Source organism: Ruegeria sp. BHSA118, from assembly GCF_059613405.1.
Genome location: NZ_JBXWSM010000005.1, coordinates 66285 through 88152 on the forward strand (window position 1 = coordinate 66285; position 21868 = coordinate 88152).

A 21868-nucleotide genomic window follows, 5' to 3' on the forward strand; every position below is an offset into this window, starting at 1 on the left:
ATCCCACATGAACATCGAGTGGATCTGGGGGCTGTGCGGTGGCCTGCTGATTGGCCTGGGCGGAGCCGTGTACCTGCTTGGAAATGGTTGGATCATGGGTGCAAGCGGCATTCTGGGTGGCCTTGTCGATGGTGAGGCCCGCGACACCAAAGCCGAACGCCTGGCCTTCATCGCCGGATTGATCGGAATGCCGCTTCTGCTGCGGCCACTGATCGCCCCCGAGGCCCAAACGCATCTGACCAGCAATCTGGGCCTTGTTGTTGTGGCCGGGCTTCTGGTCGGTGTTGGAACGCGTATCGCCAATGGCTGTACGTCGGGTCACGGGGTCTGTGGTATCTCGCGATTTTCACTGCGCGGCATCGTGGCCACCGTATTCTATATCCTTGCCGGCGGAATGACCCTCGTCCTGCTGCGCCATGTTTGGGGGTTGATCTGATGCGTATTTTGATAGCTTTGCTCGCAGGATCCCTGTTCGGTGCCGGATTGTTGATTTCGGGCATGACGGACACGACCAAGGTTCAGGGCTGGTTGGATGTTTTCGGAAACTGGGACCCGACCCTGGCCTTTGTGATGGGCGGCGCCATCCTGCCAATGCTTGTGGCCTGGAGGCTGACCACCGGGCGCAAGGCCTTGACCGGGGGCGATTTTCCACCTCCTGCAAAGTCCGAGGTTGATCGTAGGCTCATCATTGGTTCCGTCCTGTTCGGAATGGGCTGGGGCTTGGCCGGGCTTTGCCCGGGACCGGCGATGGCCTCGCTGACATATGGTGGTTTGGGTGGCCTGGTCTTTCTGATCGCGATGGTTGCAGGCATGTTCATGGCGCCTACGCTGGGGGCTCAACTGGACAGAGCGGCAAACGCGGCCTAAGGATTTGGCATGGAGATTCGACCGATCACGCCCCGCTATGCTGTCTCACCGCAGATCACGGTAGAAGACGTCCCGGCAATTGCCGAGGCAGGCTTCGTCAAGGTGATCTGCAACCGGCCCGATGTTGAGGTTCCCACGATCATGCAATCCGACGCGATCGGTGAAGCCGTCCGCTCGGCAGGCATGGAATACGAGGTGTTGGAGCTGACCCACCAGACCATGACGCCCGAGATTGCAAAGCGGCAGCGTGACCTGGCAGAAAGTTGCGATGGCCCGGTTCTGGCTTATTGCGCCTCGGGTACCCGGTGTTCGGTGGTCTGGGCCCTTGGTCAATGCGACCGCATGAGCACGGACGACATTCTGGCCGCCACGACAAATGCCGGATATCAACTGGAAAACCTGCGCCCTGCCCTGGAACAATTCCGCAGCAAGGCAGACTAGACCCTATTCCGCGCCGGGATTCGTATCGGCGGCGTCAAGGCCAGCCAGTTGCGAAATCTCTGCGACCATCCGTTCGGAATCGTTCAATGACAGATCGGTGTCCGTCAGGTCAAAACCCGCGTCCCCTATTGCCGGCGGCATGACATCCACCGCGCTGGAAACCGGTTCGACCAGGTCGTCGTGCGGCTGCATTCTCCCTCGGCTTTCGATGAACTCCTGCGCGTCGTCCCCCGACAAGGCGGCTAAGGCCGAATGTTCGTTCAACCGAACGGCGCGCAACCCACCACATTGACCAAGGCGGCCAATGCCCGTTGACTTTCGATCGATGGTCAGAATCTCAGTTCTGTCCAGACACGCCCCGCGCAATGGCAAAACACATCCAGGTTGAATTTCTGACAGATCGGACAGTGGCAGCGACATCCGGCACAAGACGGCGTTCAGTTCCGCGCGAACAACACCCGATGCCTGTTCAAGCCGGGGACCGGCCGGGTCCGTGGCCTCCTCTGCCTCTTCCGGTGTGGCAGGATTCTCTGGAAGAAAGATCGAGATCTGGCCCTGCTGCGCCCCGCCGGCCAGATCAACCGTCAGATCGAAGACGCGGTATTCATCTTCAGTCATGGCCAACGACAAGCCGCGCGAATCTTTCGTACGAGCCGCGAACTCGTATCCCGTCAGGTAGACCTGCTCGGCCGCGGCGTCTATTGAGCCGGCGGTCAAAGTCAAAGCGGTTTCGATAAATGGCACCACCATGGCGGCGTCCGTATCCGTGAAGGCCCTTGGGTCAGGATCACCGGGCAGCACTTCACCGATGGTCTGGGTTTGCACAATGGCGGACACCACTTGCGGACTCAGGCAAATCCCAGCGCGCGCCTCCGGCCCGTCAAACACCAACATAAGCCAATCCTGAGCGACTGATTCCATCATGTCATCCTGCGTGCGGCTGGCCTGTTTTGCCCCGATGACAGCCAGGGGAAGGTTCAATCGATCACTTGCTGCTCGTGCAAACCCCAAACGCAGCGCCCGCAGAACCGAACGCGGGCGATCGCCCAGATCTTTTCGTCCAACAGACAGTTTGCGCGCCAAAGCGGCGCTGACGGTTTGTGACATGGCGCCCGATCACCAGTTGCTTCTATAACTGGCTATTGGTTTACCCCGCCGAGCGTTACGAAGTTCTTTATGGCCGTGTCATTGCGCGGCCTGCTGGAAAGCCAAAGGCATGCTGACCCGGAACGCGGCACCGCCCTGCCCGGGCAAATATGTGATCTCACCGCCCAACCGTTGCATGATCTCGCGACAAATGGCCAAGCCCAGACCTGCGCCCCCTGCCTTGTCGACCCCGACCCGAGCAAATTTCTCGAACACCATCGAACGCGCGCCGGGTGGAATGCCGCTGCCGTTGTCGATGAAATCTATGATGACCCTGCCGCCGACGTCGTGGGCTGAAATGACCAATACCGGTTCTTCCGCGTCACAGTATTTCTGCGCGTTCGAGATCAGGTTGATGAACACCTGCCCCAACCGGTCCAGATCCGTGTGCAGGGACATTCGCTCGGCCGTAAGAGTTCGGCGAACCGTGATTTTTCGCTCTGCTCCGGCCAGCGCGCTGGATACCGCCCGGTCCAGAACCGAACGCAAACTGTCATCGCTGAGGTTCAGATTGACCTGCCCGTTTTCCAGCACGCTCAGGTCCAACAGATCGTCGAGAAGCCGGGTCAGGCGCAAGGCCTCATCGTGAATGATTGCGGCATAACGGGTCTGTTCGTCACGGCTCAGGCCCTCTGTATCCCGCATGATTTCGGAAAACGCCCGGATCGAGGTCATCGGCGTGCGCAACTCGTGACTAACCTGGCTCAGGAAGCTGTCTTTTTGTTCGGAAATCTGCGTAAGCTTGGTGTTTGCTTCGCGCAATTGGCGCGCCGTTCGGGACAATTCCGACGACTTCTCTTCCAACTTCCCCGAATACTCCAGAAGCTGCGCCGATTCATCCGCCACCGCCAGCAGATCTTCTACGGAAACTGAAGACCCACCGACGATTTGGGCAATCATCGCATGCGCCGTGGCGGTGCCAACCGACCCGCTCAACTCTCGCTCCAGCCGGTTCAGGAAACCCGGTGTCGGTTCCGGCATATGCGACCGGCCGCCCTGTTTTTCAGCCTCTGCCTGAAAGAACTCCTGCGCCGGGGCGGTGCCCAGAATACGCTGTGTCATGATCATCAGGTCTTCGCTTTGCGCCACCGACCCGGACCAGCCACCGGGAGAAACCGAGTGATCGAAAACATTGACGAATTGCGCACCCTGCAAACGCTCCAGAGGGCTGGGAAAGCTCAGAAGGGACGCTATGCAAAAGGCAATGGTGTTCAGGGAAAGGGACCACATCACGGTATGGACCATCGGATCGATCCCTTCGATCCCGAACAGGGCATGAGGACGCAACCAGGCAAGGCCGAACAGCCCATTCTGCATGACGGCCTCGGGCATCCACGGCGCACCCATACCTGGCAACAACAGCGTATATATCCAAAGTGCGAAACCGACGCTCAACCCGACCAGTGCCCCTGTCCGGGTTGCTCCGCGCCAGAACAATCCCCCGACCAAAGCAGGCAGAATCTGCGAGATTCCGGCAAAGGCAATCAACCCGATCGAGGCCAGCGCCGCACCCCCACCGGACAACCGATAATAGAAGTAGCCCAACGCCATGATCACGGCGATGGACACGCGGCGCGCAACCAGAACGATGCTGCGCACATCGCCCGAGACCGAGCCTGTCCCCTCATGCGTATTCAACCAAATGGGCATGACCACATGGTTCGAAACCATCGTCGACAAGGCCATTGCGCTGACGATGACCATCGACGTTGCCGACGAAAACCCGCCGATAAAGGACAGCATGGCCAACCAGTCATTGCCCTGCGACAGCGGCACCGTCAGCACGAACAAGTCGGGATTGGCCCCCTCTGGCAACAGATCCAGACCAACGACGGCAATCGGCACGACAAAAAGGCTCATCAAAAGCAGATACAGCGGAAACGCCCAGGCGGCGGTTCGCAGATGGCTTTCGTCATCGTTTTCAACCACCATCACCTGAAACATGCGCGGCAGGCAGATAAAGGCCGCAGCCGACAGGAATATGAAAGTCGTCCAGCGCCCGGCATCGACGTTCCACTGTCCGATTTCCGAGGCATCTATCCTCTCCATCATCGGGCCAACGCCACCGGCAATGCCCCACACCACGAAAACGCCCACGGCGATAAGAGCAAACAGTTTGACAACGGCCTCCACTGCAATGGCGGTGACCACACCGTGGTGGCGCTCGTTCACATCCAGATTGCGCGTGCCGAAAAGAATTGCAAACACCGCAAGCCCCGCTGCCATCCAGAATACACTGGACCCTTCGCGGTACAGACCCGATGAATCGGCTTCGGCAAAAATCGAAAAGGACAAGGTGATCGATTGCAACTGGAGCGCGATGTAGGGCGTCCCGCCAAGCACGGCAAGAATGGTCACACACACGGCAAGCGTGTTCGACTTACCATAGCGCGATGACAACAGGTCCGCGATAGAGGTCACCCGCTGACTGCGCCCGACCCTCACCAGTTTGCGCAGTCCCCACCACCAACTGACCATCACCAGGGTTGGGCCAAGGTAAATCGTTACAAACTCCAACCCGGACCGCGCGGCATTGCCCACCGCACCATAGAATGTCCATGCCGTGCAATAGATCGACAGCGACAAGGTATAGATCAGGGGCGAGCGCAGCCACTTGCCCCGCCCTGCCGCAGCCATCCGATCGGCGGCGAAAGCAACGGTGAACAAGAAAATGACATAGCTAAGGCAGACCAGGATCAACGTGTTAATGGTTGCCATCACTCAGCGTCCGCGTCTTGATCCTCGCGCACGCCCAAACGGCGGGCGGCAATTCCAAAAACCAACCCAACCACGATCAGCGCGCCCCAGCAGACAAAGATGTAATACATTGCCGAAGACAAGGGGACAGCCTCGCCCTTGCCGGGCTGATCGGGCCATAGCAACGGAAGCGCCAGCAAAGCCGCCCCCAAGAACGGCAAAAGCCGCGCCGCATCCGCCAGCCTACGTCGGCGATAGCTTTGACGTTCGAGAAAAAGCGAGGGTCGTGCGCCCTGTGGTGCGTCCTTTTTGCCCTCGCCAGACATCATATCCGCGTCGCCTGCGCGTGAAGATCGCGCACGGCCGTCAGAACTTCGGCATTGGAAAACGGTTTGGTCATGAAACGGCTGACACCTGCGTTTTCCGCCATTTCCCTGTCGCGCGATTGACCCCGCGCCGTCAGCATCAAAACCGGCAAACCTGCCAGTTCTTCCATCTCTCGGATGTCCCGCAGGATATCCATGCCGCTCTTGCCCGGCAGCATGACGTCCAGAATGACCAGATCGGGCTGTGCCCTCTGAATCACCTGAACCGCATCCGTGCCATCGCCATGCGTGTCCACCTGCCATCCCTCGCGGGTCAGCAGAAACCGGATTGCTTCGGCAATGTTCGGCTCGTCCTCGATTAACAGAACCTTACGGCTCATATTTTCAGTTCCTCCCCAAGACCGTTCCTCCATCCTCAGATCGGTCCCCGCCAGATTAAGCCTTCTGTCGGGAAAGTGTCAAAAGCCTTCGCTCAAAATCGACGGTTCGCGGCGGGCCTTGCAGGCATTGCTGGGACAGACGCGGCAATTCGGCCCGACTTGCGTGACCGGAGCGTCACCTGCGGCTTCGTTGCCCGAACGGACCAGCATAACCGAACGATAAACGGGATCCTGATCATACCCCAATACCGCATAAGGCCAAGCATAGGCGAAGCATTCGAATTCGGCCGGGGTCCGCCCCATCTGGACAACCTGCTTGCGTACCGGAACAAGTGGGCGGCTCAAAGCCGTGAACAACGGCCACAGCGGGCAAACCTCACCATGCCGCGCCAAAGCAAAGCCCGGAATTGGCTTGATGAACAATATGCTGCCGGATGCATCGCACAGCACCATGCCAACCGGCTGCGGCAACACGTCATCGGGTATGAATGCCAGGCGACGCAGAACGGTGGCGACGTCCACGGAAAAGCGATAAGCCAACGCGATGGGATCCGTGTCGCCTTCTTGCAGACTTGATCGAAGAGCATCCAGCGGCAAAGCGATTGCATCATCGCGATACATCTTCAGAACTTCACGTGCCACAGTGCGGGCAGCCGACGTGTTGAGGCTGCTCAGATCAACGGCATCCACATCCTCGCCTTGTTCCAATTCCGGAAAACTGTACCTGCGGGATTCGAAGAACGCTTCGACCTCTTCAAGCGGAACACCACGTGGATCAATTGACGAGTCGCTTTCGTCCAGAAAGGTTACAAGTGCCTTTGAACTGCCGGCCAGCCGCTCCGCATCCTGGTGCAGGTTTTTGTGAAACCGCTCCCGCCACTCTGCTTCGATATCCTCTGTATCTGCAAGAATTGCCGCTGTTGAACGAATCGCCGCCGCCGTTGACAGCACTTCGTGCATTGACGCCGCAAGATGCGGGTCATGAGTCAGCCGGTCTGACAAGATCTCGACATTCCGCTCAAGCGAAACAACCCGGCGGTGCATCTGCGCAAGAACCCCCGCCCATCCAGGAAAGCGTCCGGCAAATTCCTCCAGCCCGTCCACTTCGGCCTTCTGCCCGACGGCGTCATCCGCCGCCTCCCGCAGGGCCGACACAAGGGTTGCCTCGATCCCCTGTGTAAGGACTGAGGGTTCGACAGAAAGCGCTGACGCTATATCCACCAGCAATTTGCCACCGATCCGGCGACGGTTATGTTCGATCAGGTTCAAGTAGGACGCAGATATCCCGGCAAGGCGGGCAAGCTCTGCCTGCCGAAGCCCGGCAATCTGCCGTCTTTCCCGAATACGGCTTCCCGTCAACATATCACGCATGATCGTATTCTCCTGACCAGGCTTCAGCCTCGTTTTTCATAACATATCATGTGTTTGGCTGGTTTACCGAGAAATTTTCAAACCATATTTACAACCTTAACAAAAGCGACAGCCGCCAATGCGCACCAATGGCCACAAGAAACCGCATCTCCCCTTCAATTCCGCGTGGTTTCCCGGCACGATAAGCGGATGAGTGACCCCGCCTTTGAATATGCACCGATCGGGCTTGTTGAGCTGGAAAACCGGATCATCAGACGCTGCAATCTGCAATTCGCCCGCACCTTCGGCGGGGAAGAGGCCGATTACCGCAACATGCCGCTGTTGCACCTCTATCCCTCGGTCGCGGATTGGGAAAGGATCGGGGAACGCAGCCTGCAAGTGATGCGAGACACCGGGTACTATACGGATGAACGCGTCATGCGGCGCCGCAATGGCGATCTGTTCTGGTGCCGCGCCCGTGGCCGCTCTTTGACGCCCGATGACCCGTTCCGACATGGAATCTGGAGCTTTTCCGACATCTCGGAAGAACGCCCCCTTGTCGAATTGACCGTTCGAGAACGCGAAGTGGCGATCCTGTCCTGCCGCGGCCTGTCCGCCAAGGAAATCGGCGCTGAACTGGGCCTGAGTTACCGCACAATCGAAGCCTATCGCGCCCGCCTGCTTGAGAAGTTCGGCGCCCGCAAACTGTCCGAGCTTGTCGCCAAATTGTCAGGGATGCCTCTGTAACCTGTCCGCCCCTTTAAATTATACGGGATTCCCGCCTGTGATGGTGCGAGTCGGCGCTTTTCATGCACCGCCGCTTAGCCTATAACCCTGCGTAATTTGATCAGAGCCCGCAAGAAACAGACGGGCCAAAGGGGAACCGTCGAGGATACTCATGACAGACACCAAACACGAAGCGGATGTGGCATTCATCAAGGCTCTGGCCGAGTTGCTGCGCGAAAACGATCTGACCGAGTTGCAGGTCAAACGCGAATATGGCGAAGAAGACAGCCTGAACGTGCGCGTCAGCCGTATGACACAAACCGTGGCCGCTCCGGTTCAGGTGGCCGCCCCTGCGGCGGCACCAGCTCCTGCCGCGGCTGCGCCTGCCGTGGCCGAAGCCCCTGCCGCCCAGGAAGATCCGGCCAGCCACCCTGGCGCCGTGACCTCTCCCATGGTTGGAACCGTCTACATGCAGCCCGAGCCCGGCGCACCCGCATTTATCTCGGTCGGCGCTTCCGTTTCCGAAGGCGACACGCTGCTGATCGTCGAAGCGATGAAGACCATGAACCACATCCACGCCCCCAAATCGGGCATCATCAAGCGCGTGCTGGTGGGCGATGGCGACGCTGTTGAGTTCGGCACCCCTCTGGTCATCATCGAGTAAGGCGGGCCCATGTTCGACAAGATCCTGATTGCCAACCGAGGCGAGATCGCCCTGCGCGTCATCCGCGCCGCGCGCGAGATGGGGATAAAGACGGTTGCCGTCCACTCCACCGCCGACAGCGACGCAATGCATGTGCGCATGGCGGACGAATCGGTCTGCATCGGCCCCCCGCCCAGCCCGCAAAGCTATCTGTCGGTGCCCGCAATCATCTCGGCCTGTGAGATCACCGGCGCGCAGGCGATCCATCCCGGCTATGGCTTTTTGTCCGAAAACGCCGAGTTCGTGCAGATCGTCGAAGATCATGGCATCACGTTCATTGGCCCCACCGCGGAACACATCCGCGTCATGGGCGACAAGATCACTGCCAAAGACACGATGAAGGCTCTGGGCGTGCCTTGCGTGCCGGGATCAGACGGCGGCGTACCTGATCTTGCGACGGCCAAGAAGATCGGTGAGGAATTCGGCTATCCGGTCATCATCAAAGCCACGGCTGGTGGCGGCGGTCGCGGCATGAAAGTCGCGATGAACGCGAACGAGATGGAAAGCGCCTTCATGACCGCGCGCGCCGAAGGCAAGGCCGCCTTTGGCAATGACGAGGTCTATATCGAGAAATACCTGACCACGCCGCGCCATATCGAGATTCAGGTCTTTGGCGACGGCAAGGGAAATGCGGTTCATCTGGGCGAACGCGATTGTTCGTTGCAACGCCGTCACCAGAAGGTCTTTGAAGAGGCCCCCGGCCCCTGCATCACCGCCGAAGAGCGCGCCCGGATCGGCAAGATCTGCGCCGACGCGGTGGCCAAGATCAACTATATCGGCGCTGGCACCATCGAGTTCCTGTATGAAAAGGGCGAGTTCTATTTCATCGAGATGAACACCCGCCTTCAGGTGGAACACCCGGTCACCGAAGGGATCTTTGGCGTCGATCTGGTGCGCGAGCAAATCCTTGTCGCAGCGGGTGAACCGATGTCATTCGGTCAGGACGATCTGAAGATCAACGGTCACGCCATCGAGGTTCGGATCAACGCAGAAAAGCTGCCGAATTTTTCGCCCTGCCCCGGCAAGATCACGGCCTATCACGCGCCGGGCGGCCTGGGCGTGCGGATGGATTCGGCGCTTTATGACGGCTATTCGATCCCGCCCTATTACGACTCGCTGATTGGCAAGCTGATCGTGCAGGGCCGCGACCGGGCCGAAGCACTGGCACGTCTGGAACGCGCGTTGGGAGAGTTGATCGTCGACGGTATCGACACCACCGTGCCCCTGTTCCACGCCTTGTTGCAGGAACCCGATCTGCACAGCGGCGAGTACAACATCCACTGGCTGGAGCGCTGGCTTGCGGAGAACATGGAACAATAGTCACCAAGGACCGGAGGGCCCATGCCCTCCGGTTGCCTCATACCTGACATGAGCCTGTCCCCCGAACTTTTGTTGCATGGTTATTCCATCGGTATCTTTCCGATGGCCGAGCATCGCGATGACCCCGACCTGTTTTGGGTCGATCCCAAGTTCCGCGGCGTCTTTCCACTGGACGGATTCCACATTTCTCGAAGCCTGGCGCGCCGTATCCGAAACTGCGGGTTCGATATCTCGATCGACCAGGACTTTTCCAGCGTCGTCGACGGGTGCGCCGACAGGGCAGATACCTGGATCAACGCCGAACTTCATGACCTGTACCGCCAGTTGCACCAAACCGGGCATGCGCATTCACTGGAAGTCTGGGAAAACAACACGCTGGTGGGCGGCGTCTATGGCGTAACCCTGGGCGCGGCATTCTTTGGTGAAAGCATGTTTTCAAGGCGCAAGGACGCCTCGAAAATCGCCCTCGCCTATCTTGTGGACCGCCTGAGGCAAACCGGGTTCCGTCTGTTTGATACGCAGTTTCTGACAGCGCATCTGGCCTCTTTGGGCGCAATCGAAATTCCGCGCGGCGCCTACAAGAAAGAGCTGGAAGAGGCCCTGAACCACAGCGCCGATTTCTCGGCACCGCTGAATCAGTCGGCGGCGGATGTGATACACCGTATGACCCAAACGTCATAACGCGCGTGATCCAGCGCATTTAACGCGGGGGAGGTTGCGATCATCCAACCATCAAACAGCTGATCGGCCTTTCCGCTCTCCCAGATGGTCAGATAGGCGAACGCGTCACCCGTTGGATTGTCAACGGGATAACGGCAATCTCCCAAGGCAACATCCAGCCCAAAAATCGCTGCCGTCGCGCCGATCTGCAATTCAACATCGACAGTCTGGCCGTTCACCTTGTCCAGGCCCCGCAACATTGCCCCGGGTCCAGATTGAACTTTCTGCTGCGCAGCCGCACCAGTGCCGGCCAGCAACAAGGCAAGAAACGCGGCGCGTATCATTCGCTGCCGTCTCCAGCTACGAACTTGACCAGCAGCGAAATCAGGCTGACCGCGCCCTGCGTATCCTCGATCTCATCGCCGGGATCAAAGTAGAATGGCGACCCACCTGGCATCACCTCGACAAAATTGCCCCCCAGCAATCCTTCTGAGGAAATGACAATGGCACTGTCGTCCGGCACCAGAATGCCGTCCGCAATCGTGAAAGTCGTGTCAGCGCGGTAGGTATCCGGGTTCAGGGTGACGCCTGTCACGGTTCCGATCTTGACGCCCGCAAGGCGCACGTCCGTGCCAACACCCACACCCTCCAGTGATCTGAAAGACGCACCCAGTTCATATCCAGCGGTCCCTTGCGACAAGCCCGTCGATTGGCTGGCATAGACACCAAATGCCACGGCACCGGCCAATACGACGCCGCCGACAAGAACTTCGGTCCAGTTATGGGTCGACATTATCGCCTCGTCTATTCCGGGCTCCAGGCCTCATAGTCCTTACGTTCAACCGGTTCCGCGCGACGCAGAGATCCGGCAGGAGCATAGGCCAGCGCAGTGCCGGTCAGGTTTTCCTGATGTGGTTTTTCCCAGGATTTATGCGGCAGCGGTCTATCTGTCGGAGGCTCGTCCCAAGTGCGATGCAACCAACCATGCCATTCAGGATCAACCCGGCTGGCTTCGGCCTCGCCATTGAAGATAACCCAACGCTTGCTGTCATCGGCATTGCGGTAAAAGACGTTGCCTTCATTGTCTTCGCCCACTTTCACGCCCTTGCGTGCAGTGTAGATCTGAGTGTTCAAAGTCGACCCATTCCACCAGGTCACGGCTCGCAAAAGACTGTTCAGGATTCCCATCGGGTGCCTCCGGCATTTCGTCGAAGAAAGGTATGGACCAAAGGCCCGCCAAGGTCCAGTGCCCCTGATACCACCTGCGTCACTCCGGCAGAAAGGCGGTCACTTCGATCTCGATCCTGTATTTCGGATCAATCAAACCGCATTCGATCATCGTCGCAGCCGGTGGATTGGCGCCAAACGTCTCGGCCAGAACCGGCCAGCACGGCGCAAACTCATTGCGGTCCGGCAACATGTAGGTGACCCGAACCACATCTTCAAAACCAGCGCCTGCCTCAGCCAGCGCCTTGCCGATGATGTCCAGCGCAGACCGGCATTGCGCCACCACGCCCTCGCCCTGCCCGACGGTCCCGGCGACATGAACCCAGCCGCCCGCAACCACTGCGCGGCAATAGCCGACTTTCGCCTCAAACTCACCGCCCGAAGAAATGCGCTTCACTGCCAAAATCCGTCACCTTTGTTGTTCGAAAACTTGCTTAAGCTTCCACCGCCTAACTACACCGACACTCATATGTGCGAGCGACGGATCCACAGCTTCATCTGGCTACAAATATCCCGGGGGAGATGCCCAAAGGGCAGCGGGGGCAGAGCCCCCTGAACCGGTTCAACTGAAGCCCCACCGTCGCGGCAAAAGCCCGTCCTCAACCCGCCGAGGCCGATTCCTTGGCCGCATCGGCATAGATGAACAGCGGCTGCGCGTCGGACATTACCGCCTCTTCGTTCACCACAACCTCGCTGACATTTTTCATGCCCGGCAGTTCGAACATGGTGTCCAGCAGGATATCCTCGAGAATAGACCGCAGGCCGCGCGCACCGGTCTTGCGCTCAATGGCTTTCTTGGCAATTGCCTTCAGCGCGTCATCGGTGAATCCCAGCTCAACATCTTCCAGTTCGAACAGACGCTGGTATTGCTTGACCAATGCGTTCTTGGGCTTGGTCAGGATGGTCACCAGTGCGTCTTCATCCAAGTCCTCAAGCGTCGCCAGAACGGGCAGACGACCGACGAATTCCGGGATCAGTCCGAATTTCAGCAGATCCTCGGGTTCCAGATCCTTGAATATCTCACCCACACCGCGGTCATCATTGTCACGCACATCGGCACCAAAGCCCATGGCCGAGCCTTTGCCACGTTGCGCGATGATCTTGTCCAGACCCGCGAATGCACCGCCACAGATGAACAGAATGTTCGTCGTGTCCACTTGCAGAAATTCCTGCTGAGGATGCTTGCGGCCGCCCTGCGGCGGAACGCTGGCCACGGTGCCTTCCATCAGTTTCAGCAGCGCCTGCTGCACACCCTCACCGGATACGTCACGCGTGATCGACGGGTTTTCGGATTTGCGGGTGATCTTGTCGACCTCATCGATATAGACGATGCCGCGCTGCGCACGTTCGACGTTGTATTCACTCGCCTGCAACAGCTTGAGAATGATGTTTTCGACATCCTCACCCACATAGCCGGCTTCGGTCAGAGTGGTCGCGTCAGCCATGGTAAACGGCACGTCCAGAATACGCGCCAGCGTTTGCGCCAGCAGCGTTTTACCGCAACCGGTCGGACCGATCAGCAGGATATTCGACTTTGCCAGTTCGATATCGCTGCCCGCTTTCTGTGCATGGTTCAAACGCTTGTAATGGTTGTGAACGGCAACCGACAGAACCCGCTTTGCCGTGGCCTGACCGATTACATAATCGTCCAGAACTTCGCAGATATCCTTGGGCGTCGGAACACCGTCAGATGACTTCAGCCCGCTGGCCTTGGTCTCTTCGCGGATGATGTCCATGCACAGTTCAACACATTCATCACAGATGAAAACCGTGGGGCCTGCGATCAGCTTACGGACTTCATGCTGGCTTTTGCCACAGAAGCTGCAGTAGAGCGTGTTTTTCCCATCGCCGCCTGAATTCGTCGCCATGATCTACCTTTCGGGCTTCGTCCCTGCGCCCCTTTTCGGGGGCGCTTACACCTGTGTGTGCAGCTTAGGCCAGCACTCTGGCGGCTACAATCTCAAAATGACCCCCGCGCCGGTGACGCGGGGTATCGGCCTCAGGCCTCTTCCGTGTCCATTTTCGCTCGGTTTTCGACGATCTCGTCGATGTGACCCCATTCCTTGGCCTGTTCCGGGCTCATGAAATTGTCACGATCCAGCGCTTTTTCGACCGCCTTTTTCGTCTGTCCCGTATGACGTACGTAGATGTCATACAAGCGATCCTTCAGTTTTTGGGTCTCGGCCGCGTGAATCATGATGTCACTGGCCTGGCCCTGGTACCCGCCACTGGGCTGGTGCACCATGATGCGGCTGTTGGGCAGTGAAAAGCGCATTCCCTTCTCGCCCCCGGCCAGCAGGACCGATCCCATCGAGGCCGCCTGACCGATCACCAATGTGGAACATTTCGGCTTGATGTATTGCATTGTGTCGTAAATCGACAAACCGCTGGTTACCACTCCGCCGGGCGAGTTGATGTAGATCGAGATTTCCTTGTTGGGGTTTTCCGCTTCGAGGTGCAGCAATTGCGCCACAACAAGATGGCTCATCCCATCATGGATCGGTCCGTTGATGAATATGATCCGCTCTTTCAGCAGGCGAGAGAAAATATCATAGGCGCGCTCGCCCCGGCTGGTCTGCTCAACGACCATGGGGACTAGTGTATTCATGTAGGTTTCTACGGGATCGAACATTCGTAACCTGCCTGTTTAGCTATGGATCGGGACAATATCCCAACAAGTGTTACCTGAGTCTTAGTGTCGGCTAAGGGGGGCTGCAAGGGGGGCAAGTGAGAACGCTGACCGAATGTCGATCATCATCAATCGTCAAGACAAACCATCTGTTGTTTCCGGCACCGATCCGCCAATCATCTACAGGTGGATCATCGCTCACCCCGAGTTTCGGCAAGGTTCAATTCGAACTTCCCTTTCATACATCACGCTATTTTGATTCATACATATGGAAATGAATGTACGAAACATGTACTGAAGGGTCTCACACTCACGTCTCTTTACGTAACGGAAACAACGCCCGGCCAACGGGTTTGCAAGGAACTCAATCGATGGCACTTCCTCAGCTGTCCCAAGACATGTCAAAAGAAGATTTTGACCGCATGGTCACAAACGCGACACGCGCATCCAATTTTCTCAAAGCGATAAGCCACGAAGGCAGATTGATGATCCTCTGCCATCTGGTGTCCGGTGAAAAATCCGTCACCGAACTGGAAGAATTGCTGTCCGCCAGGCAAGCCGCTGTTTCACAACAGCTTTCCCGTTTGCGACTTGAAGGGCTGGTGATACCTCGCAGGGAAGGCAAAGCCATCTATTATCGTCTGGCGGATGATCGTCCACGCCGCATGCTCGAAGTCGTTTACGAGCTCTTCTGCGGCGACGGCCCGACCTAGGAACTGGCTCCGGCTGAAAAAAGGTGCTACCGAAAAATGATCGAGCACCAAGGGAGACGAACATGATCCGCGTAATTCTGATGGGCCTGAGCCTGTTTGCACTGACTGCCTGCGAAACCGCCAAGGGTGCCGGCAGGGATATCGAAAAAGCCGGAGATGCCATCCAGGGCGCAGCAACCGACGTGCAGGAAAGCCTGTAACACACTTTATTTTGCGCCGCGCGTGGACCTTTCACCGATATATAGTTGAAAGACATGGCATGCCGCGGTAACTTGCCCTTACAGGTGCATAGACGCGGCATTGCATCATCTGACGCTAAATCGGGGCTCTTTCGCACACGCAGAAGAGCCCCGGTCCCTTTCGGCAGGGGTGAGTGGTAGCCTGTATGAAACCGAAATCCGGCAAAGGAAAAGGCGCCAGGTGCGCAGACGCGGTCTTTGCATGCATCCTTTCGGACACTCCTGACGCCTTACCGGTTCGATGCGCTCCGAAGAGCACCCGATCCAGTTGCTACAGCCCCCTGAGAGACTGCAACGGCCGCCTTGTCCCCGAAGGAACATCGCAGCGTGCATCGGCCTTCTGAGAAGGTGGCCATCCGACCTGGGCACGAAACCCTCGTTCGGCTGATCACCCACCGGTAAGCCATTGCAGTTCAACGCAAATCCTAAGATCCGGTCTCTCTGCCAAGACCCCCGGGCCTTTGCGTCCCACCTTCGGTTCCTAAGAACCTGTGTGGTGCTCAGACTGTTGCAGCACGCCTTGTATCTGACAAGAAAATAGCACCGCAGCATGAAAATTAGACGGGGATAAACTGTTGGTATCTGCCGGGAAATCTTTGTGGATAATCCGAGAAGTTTCGACTCCACGCATGTTTGTCACGGGAAATTTTCAGGCCTGAACCTGACTCCGATTTTGGGCCCAATGCTGCGGGCGCAAAGGCCACCGCACGCGCCATTAGTTGAGAATTGCAGGATTTGTACAACTCTCGGACCACCAATCTTTCGAATCGTATATACGGAGATTCGCCGATGCGTTGCACCATTTCCCATGCGCGCGCCAATTTGGGCGCTCTGGTCACCCGCGCACAGGACCAGCGCGAAGTGATCATTCTGACCCGGCACGGCAAACCGCTGGCCGCTCTGGTCTCGGTCGCCGAGGCGAAGCGGATCTGGCATTTGCAGGATGATGACGAAATCGGGTGGAAACACCCGCTGTCGGGCATTCGCGGGATGTGGTCGCGGGGGCGCAACATCCCCGGAATGGAACCGGGACCGGACGGCAGCTATGTCACCGCGCGCGAAGCCGCGCTGAAGGTTCGCGAGATCCAGATGACCCGTGCCGAGGAACGCCGCATTCTTGCGCGGGGCGGTCTGGATCCTGTCGCAGGCGGTGAAGTTGCCGCCCGGCCCGTCTCCTCGCTGTGGAGACGATTGTTCCGTTTTTGAGAAGCGGTCCGACCCGCGCGTGGCAACCTACTAACCTCCGCCGCAGTCAAAATCGCAGCAGCGGTACTTACCCCCTACAATCGCCCGGGCCGGACACGCTTCAGTTCACCTGACGTTCCAGAACGGTGCTGTAGGTCGTTCCGTTCCGCAGGCTACGGAAATCGGCAAAGATCTTGCCATCTTCGTACCGCGCATCGATCAACGCATTCGCGCCGATCAGCAGAGGTGAGGTTTCGACGATGCCGATACTGCCCGTCCCATCGAGGCTGATGGTGCCGGTGGCCTCGTATTCATTCCACTCGGTATCGCCATCGCGGCGCCACTTGCTGGGCCCCCAAAAGACGTTGTCTTCCTGCATCTGGACATCCAGCATCCATTCGGCCTGGTTGAAGCGGGGCTGATCGCCTTTGTAGTGATGGCTGGGCTGGACGGTCGTGTAGGACCCCAGCCAGGTGCCGCGCAGGTCGGGCGTGGTATCGGCCAGCGCGGCCGTTCCAAGGGTGAGGGTCGTGGCCAAAGCGGCTGCTCCGGCAGTCATAAATCTGGTCATGGGCTCTCTCCTTTTCGTCTGGTCAACAGATTGGGAGGGCGCGTGGCCGTTACAACTTACCTTAGGGAAACTTCATGATTGGTTCAGCAGGGGCTTAGAATGGAGTTTCAGGCCCAGGCCAGAGCTGTCCCGACAATGACCAGCGCGATGCCAATCCCCTCGCGATAGGAAAAGTTCTCGCCAAACAGGAAATACGAGGCGATGGCGATCAGCACGACCTCGGCCCCTAGAATGCCGGTATAGATGATGCCCAATCGTTCGTTGCGCAGCGCAGCAAGTTCCAGCGTTGCGGCGGCCAGCAGCGTGGCAACAATCAGAAGGGTCAGGCCAACACCGGGAATTTTCCACCAAAACTTCATCGAGATCATGGCCACGGAATAGAGACCCGCCGATCCGAGGGCGATGATGGGGATCATGGATGTGGACATCTGGGCCTCCTGCCAAGGTTGCCGTTAGGTCAACACTAGCAGGCGGGCGAAGTTGGGGCTGTGAGGTTGGTTACAGACCCGGTCAGAACACAATCGCGATGAGTTCGGCCAGCCCGATCAGGCCGAGCAACACATTTGACGTCAGGATCAAGCCTTTCATGTTGTGCGACTTGACACCCTTGCCAAAATTCGACGCCGCCATGTCCTCATCCATGTCGTCCCGCAGGTTCGCGACATCGGCCAAAGCTGTGCTGCCTGCCAGAATGCCAAAAGCCGCAGTGGCAATGACCAGAACAATCAGAACAAGCGAAATCCCTTGAGCGCCAAACCCGATAATGGCAGCGAGCGCCACATAGGCAAAAATTGTCGTCCGCATGATGTAATAGTAATGATCCAGTCGGCCCATCGATGTTCTTGAACGCAGAGTCTGATCCATGACAATTCCCCCTGTTTATCAATTAATTGGAATGGGGGGAGTGTAGCATCGATTGTGGTATCTCCGAAATTCGAACATTCGTTCCACAACTGTAGGGCGGGAGGACGCCCGCCCTGCAAATTCAATGGCAGTGATAGGGCTTTGAGCCAGCGTGGCAGCATTGCCCCGGAGGTGAATCTTTCCGGCATCCGCCCCCATGCGCGAAAGCCGTCGTTGCGGCAAGTGTAGTTATGACTGCCAGCAGAAAGAAATGACGCATTTGAAACTCCAGTTTTACCAATAAATCAAAACGTTAACAAAGGTTAACAGGCTGGAGCCTTGCTGCAAGTGTCATTTTGATATTTTTTTAGTTTTCTGGACCTGCACCACCGGCCACGAACGGTCGGAGCCCCGGGAACGCAAACGCGATTGCAACGGTTGATCAAGGGCGACGAGGGCAGCGCCGACCCGAGGGGAGGCGCAAACGCGCCGCCCGTTTTGCCGGAGGCAAACCTTTGGTTTGACGGGGGCGGGTCGGCGCGGCCCGGCGGTGCCGCCGGGCGGATGGCTTTAACAAATAAGCAAGTAAGCTAGCTACTTCTTCTTTATCTCAGGCAAAGGAGGTAGAATCGGGAACATCTCTCTCAGTTTTTCGTACTTTGAACGAACCGTTCCCGGAGAAGCTATCTCAATAACACCGATAATCGAAGCAATGCTCCCAACGTAGCCAACGGTTACTGGGTTCGCGACCGCAGCAACCAGCGCCGTGCAGAACACAAAGCGTCCGACATAAATAGATCCAGTTTTAAACGCCTCAGAAAGCCGCCGTCTAAGAACTTTTTTACGCTCTTCACTTTGAGTGAAGACAATTCCGTCAGACAATTCGCGCATTTCGTTGGCAATATCCCTAAGGATTGTTGGAACAGAATTGTCTACAAGCGGTTCTCCATCAGCAGCAACTGCGTTCTCCATCATGCTCGCAATCTCAGAGAATTGTGTCCCATCATCAATCTCCGCATCAGCAATAAGTTGTGCCGCGTCGATCTCTTGAGCACGAGCAAGCGCTTCGCGGAAGTATAGCCGCATCAGCTCCAGATGATCTCGCTCAAACCCTTGGAACGCTTCATCGTCCCAGTGATTTACGGCGGCTTTGAAATCTTCGGAGTTCGCTCCTCTCGAGATGATCTGCCCCCAACGGTTCAATAGCCTCGGGTTCGGTTCATCTTGAGCACATTCCGATTTATAGCGCTCCAGTTGTCTGATGAATTTATCGGATTCGACATTTGAGCCGACAGCCAACTCTTCAATTAAGGCGTCAGCTTGCTTGTTTAGCGATTCTAGGAGGTTCGAACGATCAGACACAAACTCATCGGCTTCATAGTCCAGTGAGTCTGATCGGAACGGAATTGGAACAATTTGGCGACCATCAGCATCCAAGTCAAAATCAGTTAGCGCAGCTCGAAGGATGGACCGTTTGAGTTCCTGTTTTGTCTGGATTGGATCGATTAAGAGACCTTGGTCAACATCATCAAACAAGATCATCGACCGATATTCTTCGCGGAGTTCCTCCGCTGCCAAAATCAATGCTCTCCGATAAGCTCTATCGGGCACGGTAACTCCGCGCTCCCAATTACTGATAGTTCCTGCCGATACACTAGCAGCTTCAGCCCAAATATGTTGCGCAAAAGTTCGTCTTCGCAGCGACGCGAAAGCCTGCCTATCAAAACGAGACATGCCGCGCTCAATGAACGCATCGAAGTCATCAAGAACCGCAGAATAGTAGTCGTACACTCCTAACGATGGGCCGTCATCCATACTCTGTCCTCAAAAATATTTTTTAAAAATATATAGTTGTCAGAATATGATTTCAACTACACGAACTAAGAATTATCCATCCATCTTCAGCGCTGAAATAAACGCCTCCTGAGGTATATCCACCTTCCCGAACTGGCGCATCTTCTTCTTACCCGCCTTCTGCTTGTCCAGCAGTTTGCGTTTCCGCGTGGCGTCGCCTCCGTAGCACTTCGCCGTCACGTCCTTGCGCAGGGCCGAGAGGGTTTCGCGCGCGATGACCTTGCCTCCGATGGCCGCCTGAATCGGGATTTTGAACATGTGGCGCGGGATCAGGTCCTTGAGCTTTTCGCACATCGCCCGGCCCCGCATCTCGGCCCGGTCGCGGTGAACCATGGTCGACAGAGCATCGACCGGTTCGTCATTCACAAGGATCGACATCTTGACCAGCGCGTCCTGACGGTAGCCGGTCATCTGGTAGTCGAAGCTGGCATAGCCCTTGGTCACCGATTTCAGGCGGTCGTAGAAGTCAAAGACAACCTCGTTCAGCGGCAGGTCATAGACGACCATGGCGCGCTGACCCGCATAGGTCAGGTCCATCTGGATGCCGCGGCGGTCCTGGCAGAGTTTCAGCACATCGCCGAGGTATTCATCCGGCACAAGGATGGTCGCCTTGATGCGCGGCTCCTCGATATGGTCGACCTTCGAGGGGTCGGGCATGTCGGCGGGGTTGTGCAGCTCGATCATCGCGCCGTCTTTCATGTAGACGTGATAGATCACGCTGGGCGCGGTGGTGATGAGCTCGATATCGTATTCGCGTTCGATGCGGTCGCGGATGACCTCGAGGTGCAACAGGCCAAGGAAGCCGCAGCGGAAGCCAAAGCCCAGCGCGGCCGAGGTTTCCATTTCAAAACTGAAGCTGGCGTCGTTCAGCGCCAGTTTGTCGATTGCGTCGCGCAGGTCTTCGAATTCGGCTGAATCCACCGGGAACAAGCCACAGAACACCACCGGTTGCGCGGGTTTGAAGCCCGGCAGGGCGACTTCGGTCCCGTTGCGGTCATTGGTGATGGTGTCACCGACGCGGGTGTCGCGGACCTGCTTGATCGAGGCGGTCAGGAAGCCGATCTCGCCTGGGCCAAGGCTGTCGACCATCTGCATCTCGGGGCGGAAGACGCCAACGCGGTCGACATGGTGCAGGGTGTTGTTCGACATGAACTTGACCCGCATCCCCTTTTTCAGCGTGCCGTCCATGATGCGGACCAGAACGATCACGCCCAGATAGGCATCGTACCACGAATCCACCAGCATCGCCTTGAGCGGCGCGTCCAGAGTGCCCTTCGGTGCGGGCAGATGTTTCACGATCGCTTCAAGCGTCTCGTGGATGCCCTGCCCCGTCTTGGCGCTGACCTGAATGGCATCGGTCGCGTCGATGCCGATCACATCCTCGATCTGTTCGGCCACGCGGTCGCAGTCCGACGCAGGCAGGTCGATCTTGTTGAGCACCGGCACGATCTCATGATCCGCGTCGATGGCTTGATACACGTTGGCCAGCGTCTGCGCCTCGACCCCCTGGGTCGAGTCCACGACCAGCAGCGAGCCTTCGACTGCGCGCATCGACCGGCTGACCTCATAGGCGAAGTCCACATGGCCGGGGGTGTCGATCAGGTTCAGCACGTATTGCTCGCCATTGTCGGCGGTATAGTCGATGCGAACCGTGTTGGCCTTGATGGTGATGCCACGTTCGCGCTCGATATCCATGCTGTCGAGCAGCTGTTCCTTCATGTCGCGATCCTTGACCGTTCCGGTCTCTTGAATGAGCCGGTCAGCAAGGGTGGATTTGCCATGGTCGATATGCGCGACGATGGAGAAATTGCGGATATGAGCGAGGTCTGTCATGGGTTGGGGATATGTAGAGGAATCGTGGGTTGGTCAAGGTGGATGATGAACGCGATACAAACTGCAAATCTTCTTTCTAACGCAGTGCCAAACCTGACGCTTTCGAGTCGACGGAACATCTTAAGAACATTAAGCTGTTGGTCTACTTGTAGTCATCA

General features: G+C 57.5%; 26 protein-coding genes. 10 read left to right on the plus strand and 16 right to left on the minus strand.

The annotated features are described in order from the left end of the window. Positions 1 to 7: 7 nt before the first annotated feature. From AC2FNN_RS02865 to AC2FNN_RS02875, 3 genes are read left to right on the plus strand one after another with little or no spacing between them, the layout of a single operon-like run. Complete coding sequence (locus AC2FNN_RS02865; protein WP_496756471.1) at positions 8 to 436, plus strand: YeeE/YedE family protein; 429 nt, start codon at positions 8 to 10, stop codon at positions 434 to 436. Next, positions 436 to 867: a DUF6691 family protein gene (locus tag AC2FNN_RS02870; RefSeq protein WP_496756473.1), complete on the plus strand. Its 432-nt coding sequence runs from the start codon at positions 436 to 438 to the stop codon at positions 865 to 867. Before AC2FNN_RS02865 ends, AC2FNN_RS02870 begins: the two co-directional genes overlap by 1 nt. Positions 868 to 876: 9 nt before the next feature. Beyond that, positions 877 to 1308 (plus strand): protein tyrosine phosphatase family protein, encoded by a 432-nt coding sequence (locus tag AC2FNN_RS02875; RefSeq protein WP_496756474.1) that lies wholly within the window; start codon positions 877 to 879, stop codon positions 1306 to 1308. 3 nt (positions 1309 to 1311) lie between these two features. Here AC2FNN_RS02875 and AC2FNN_RS02880 read toward each other — a convergent pair whose 3' ends face one another. The 5 genes from AC2FNN_RS02880 to AC2FNN_RS02900 all read right to left on the minus strand — a co-directional run bounded on the left by AC2FNN_RS02880 (position 1312) and on the right by AC2FNN_RS02900 (position 7228). Next, positions 1312 to 2415, minus strand: a complete 1104-nt coding sequence (locus tag AC2FNN_RS02880; RefSeq protein WP_496756476.1) for a FliM/FliN family flagellar motor C-terminal domain-containing protein — start codon at positions 2413 to 2415, stop codon at positions 1312 to 1314. A gap of 78 nt (positions 2416 to 2493) precedes the next feature. After that, a complete protein-coding gene (locus tag AC2FNN_RS02885) occupies positions 2494 to 5172 on the minus strand; it encodes an ATP-binding protein (RefSeq protein ID WP_496756478.1) in 2679 nt (892 codons plus the stop codon). After that, positions 5172 to 5480 (minus strand): hypothetical protein, encoded by a 309-nt coding sequence (locus AC2FNN_RS02890; protein ID WP_496756479.1) that lies wholly within the window; start codon positions 5478 to 5480, stop codon positions 5172 to 5174. Before AC2FNN_RS02890 ends, AC2FNN_RS02885 begins: the two co-directional genes overlap by 1 nt. Then, entirely contained in the window at positions 5477 to 5857 is a 381-nt protein-coding gene (locus tag AC2FNN_RS02895; protein WP_152457354.1) for a response regulator transcription factor, read from the minus strand. The genes AC2FNN_RS02890 and AC2FNN_RS02895 overlap by 4 nt, the downstream gene beginning before the upstream one ends. A 78-nt stretch (positions 5858 to 5935) precedes the next feature. Then, the gene (locus AC2FNN_RS02900) at positions 5936 to 7228 is read right to left on the minus strand and encodes a helix-turn-helix domain-containing protein (RefSeq protein WP_496756481.1); all 1293 of its coding nucleotides are present in this window, start codon (positions 7226 to 7228) and stop codon (positions 5936 to 5938) included. A gap of 189 nt (positions 7229 to 7417) precedes the next feature. Here AC2FNN_RS02900 and AC2FNN_RS02905 point away from each other — a divergent pair, with 189 nt between their 5' ends. The 4 genes from AC2FNN_RS02905 to aat all read left to right on the plus strand — a co-directional run bounded on the left by AC2FNN_RS02905 (position 7418) and on the right by aat (position 10637). Continuing rightward, the gene (locus AC2FNN_RS02905) at positions 7418 to 7954 is read left to right on the plus strand and encodes a LuxR C-terminal-related transcriptional regulator (protein ID WP_152457352.1); all 537 of its coding nucleotides are present in this window, start codon (positions 7418 to 7420) and stop codon (positions 7952 to 7954) included. Positions 7955 to 8105: 151 nt separating this feature from the next. Continuing rightward, positions 8106 to 8597 (plus strand): acetyl-CoA carboxylase biotin carboxyl carrier protein, encoded by a 492-nt coding sequence (accB, locus tag AC2FNN_RS02910; RefSeq protein WP_496756482.1) that lies wholly within the window; start codon positions 8106 to 8108, stop codon positions 8595 to 8597. Positions 8598 to 8606: 9 nt separating this feature from the next. Next, positions 8607 to 9956 (plus strand): acetyl-CoA carboxylase biotin carboxylase subunit, encoded by a 1350-nt coding sequence (gene accC, locus AC2FNN_RS02915; protein WP_496756484.1) that lies wholly within the window; start codon positions 8607 to 8609, stop codon positions 9954 to 9956. A gap of 48 nt (positions 9957 to 10004) precedes the next feature. Beyond that, complete coding sequence (gene aat, locus AC2FNN_RS02920; protein WP_496756523.1) at positions 10005 to 10637, plus strand: leucyl/phenylalanyl-tRNA--protein transferase; 633 nt, start codon at positions 10005 to 10007, stop codon at positions 10635 to 10637. On the opposite strand, the gene AC2FNN_RS02925 is transcribed toward aat, so the two are convergent. The 6 genes from AC2FNN_RS02925 to AC2FNN_RS02950 all read right to left on the minus strand — a co-directional run bounded on the left by AC2FNN_RS02925 (position 10592) and on the right by AC2FNN_RS02950 (position 14475). Continuing rightward, positions 10592 to 10960, minus strand: coding sequence for a DUF2155 domain-containing protein (locus tag AC2FNN_RS02925; RefSeq protein WP_496756485.1), 369 nt, complete (start codon positions 10958 to 10960; stop codon positions 10592 to 10594). The two genes, aat and AC2FNN_RS02925, sit on opposite strands and share 46 nt — an antisense overlap. Then, entirely contained in the window at positions 10957 to 11409 is a 453-nt protein-coding gene (gene mlaD, locus AC2FNN_RS02930; RefSeq protein ID WP_496756486.1) for an outer membrane lipid asymmetry maintenance protein MlaD, read from the minus strand. The genes AC2FNN_RS02925 and mlaD overlap by 4 nt, the downstream gene beginning before the upstream one ends. 11 nt (positions 11410 to 11420) lie before the next feature. Further along, positions 11421 to 11804 (minus strand): NADH:ubiquinone oxidoreductase subunit NDUFA12, encoded by a 384-nt coding sequence (locus AC2FNN_RS02935; protein WP_496756487.1) that lies wholly within the window; start codon positions 11802 to 11804, stop codon positions 11421 to 11423. A gap of 79 nt (positions 11805 to 11883) precedes the next feature. Beyond that, complete coding sequence (locus AC2FNN_RS02940) at positions 11884 to 12246, minus strand: RidA family protein (RefSeq protein ID WP_496756488.1); 363 nt, start codon at positions 12244 to 12246, stop codon at positions 11884 to 11886. Between the two features lie 196 nt (positions 12247 to 12442). After that, complete coding sequence (clpX, locus tag AC2FNN_RS02945; RefSeq protein ID WP_171117645.1) at positions 12443 to 13711, minus strand: ATP-dependent Clp protease ATP-binding subunit ClpX; 1269 nt, start codon at positions 13709 to 13711, stop codon at positions 12443 to 12445. Positions 13712 to 13842: 131 nt separating this feature from the next. Then, complete coding sequence (locus AC2FNN_RS02950; protein WP_496756490.1) at positions 13843 to 14475, minus strand: ATP-dependent Clp protease proteolytic subunit; 633 nt, start codon at positions 14473 to 14475, stop codon at positions 13843 to 13845. Positions 14476 to 14843: 368 nt separating this feature from the next. On the opposite strand from AC2FNN_RS02950, the gene AC2FNN_RS02955 reads away from it, so the two are divergent. The 3 genes from AC2FNN_RS02955 to AC2FNN_RS02965 all read left to right on the plus strand — a co-directional run bounded on the left by AC2FNN_RS02955 (position 14844) and on the right by AC2FNN_RS02965 (position 16630). Further along, positions 14844 to 15185: an ArsR/SmtB family transcription factor gene (locus AC2FNN_RS02955; RefSeq protein WP_496756492.1), complete on the plus strand. Its 342-nt coding sequence runs from the start codon at positions 14844 to 14846 to the stop codon at positions 15183 to 15185. 62 nt (positions 15186 to 15247) lie between these two features. Further along, positions 15248 to 15385: an entericidin A/B family lipoprotein gene (locus AC2FNN_RS02960; protein ID WP_224857344.1), complete on the plus strand. Its 138-nt coding sequence runs from the start codon at positions 15248 to 15250 to the stop codon at positions 15383 to 15385. Positions 15386 to 16213: 828 nt separating this feature from the next. Further along, entirely contained in the window at positions 16214 to 16630 is a 417-nt protein-coding gene (locus AC2FNN_RS02965; RefSeq protein ID WP_496756494.1) for a type II toxin-antitoxin system Phd/YefM family antitoxin, read from the plus strand. Positions 16631 to 16730: 100 nt separating this feature from the next. Here the strand turns inward: AC2FNN_RS02965 and AC2FNN_RS02970 are convergent, their stop codons facing one another. From AC2FNN_RS02970 to lepA, 5 genes are all read right to left on the minus strand, one after another. Further along, complete coding sequence (locus tag AC2FNN_RS02970; protein ID WP_496756496.1) at positions 16731 to 17180, minus strand: hypothetical protein; 450 nt, start codon at positions 17178 to 17180, stop codon at positions 16731 to 16733. Between the two features lie 107 nt (positions 17181 to 17287). Continuing rightward, positions 17288 to 17608, minus strand: a complete 321-nt coding sequence (locus AC2FNN_RS02975; protein WP_209547005.1) for a hypothetical protein — start codon at positions 17606 to 17608, stop codon at positions 17288 to 17290. Between the two features lie 82 nt (positions 17609 to 17690). Further along, on the minus strand, positions 17691 to 18044 hold the full coding sequence (locus AC2FNN_RS02980) for a hypothetical protein (RefSeq protein ID WP_496756498.1): 354 nt from the start codon (positions 18042 to 18044) through the stop codon (positions 17691 to 17693). A 573-nt stretch (positions 18045 to 18617) separates the two neighbouring features. Beyond that, positions 18618 to 19838 carry a helix-turn-helix domain-containing protein gene (locus AC2FNN_RS02985; protein ID WP_480900246.1) on the minus strand — a complete coding sequence of 407 codons (1221 nt, stop codon included), beginning with the start codon at positions 19836 to 19838 and terminating at the stop codon, positions 18618 to 18620. Between the two features lie 72 nt (positions 19839 to 19910). Beyond that, positions 19911 to 21710, minus strand: a complete 1800-nt coding sequence (gene lepA / locus AC2FNN_RS02990) for a translation elongation factor 4 (protein ID WP_496756500.1) — start codon at positions 21708 to 21710, stop codon at positions 19911 to 19913. Positions 21711 to 21868: the final 158 nt, after the last annotated feature.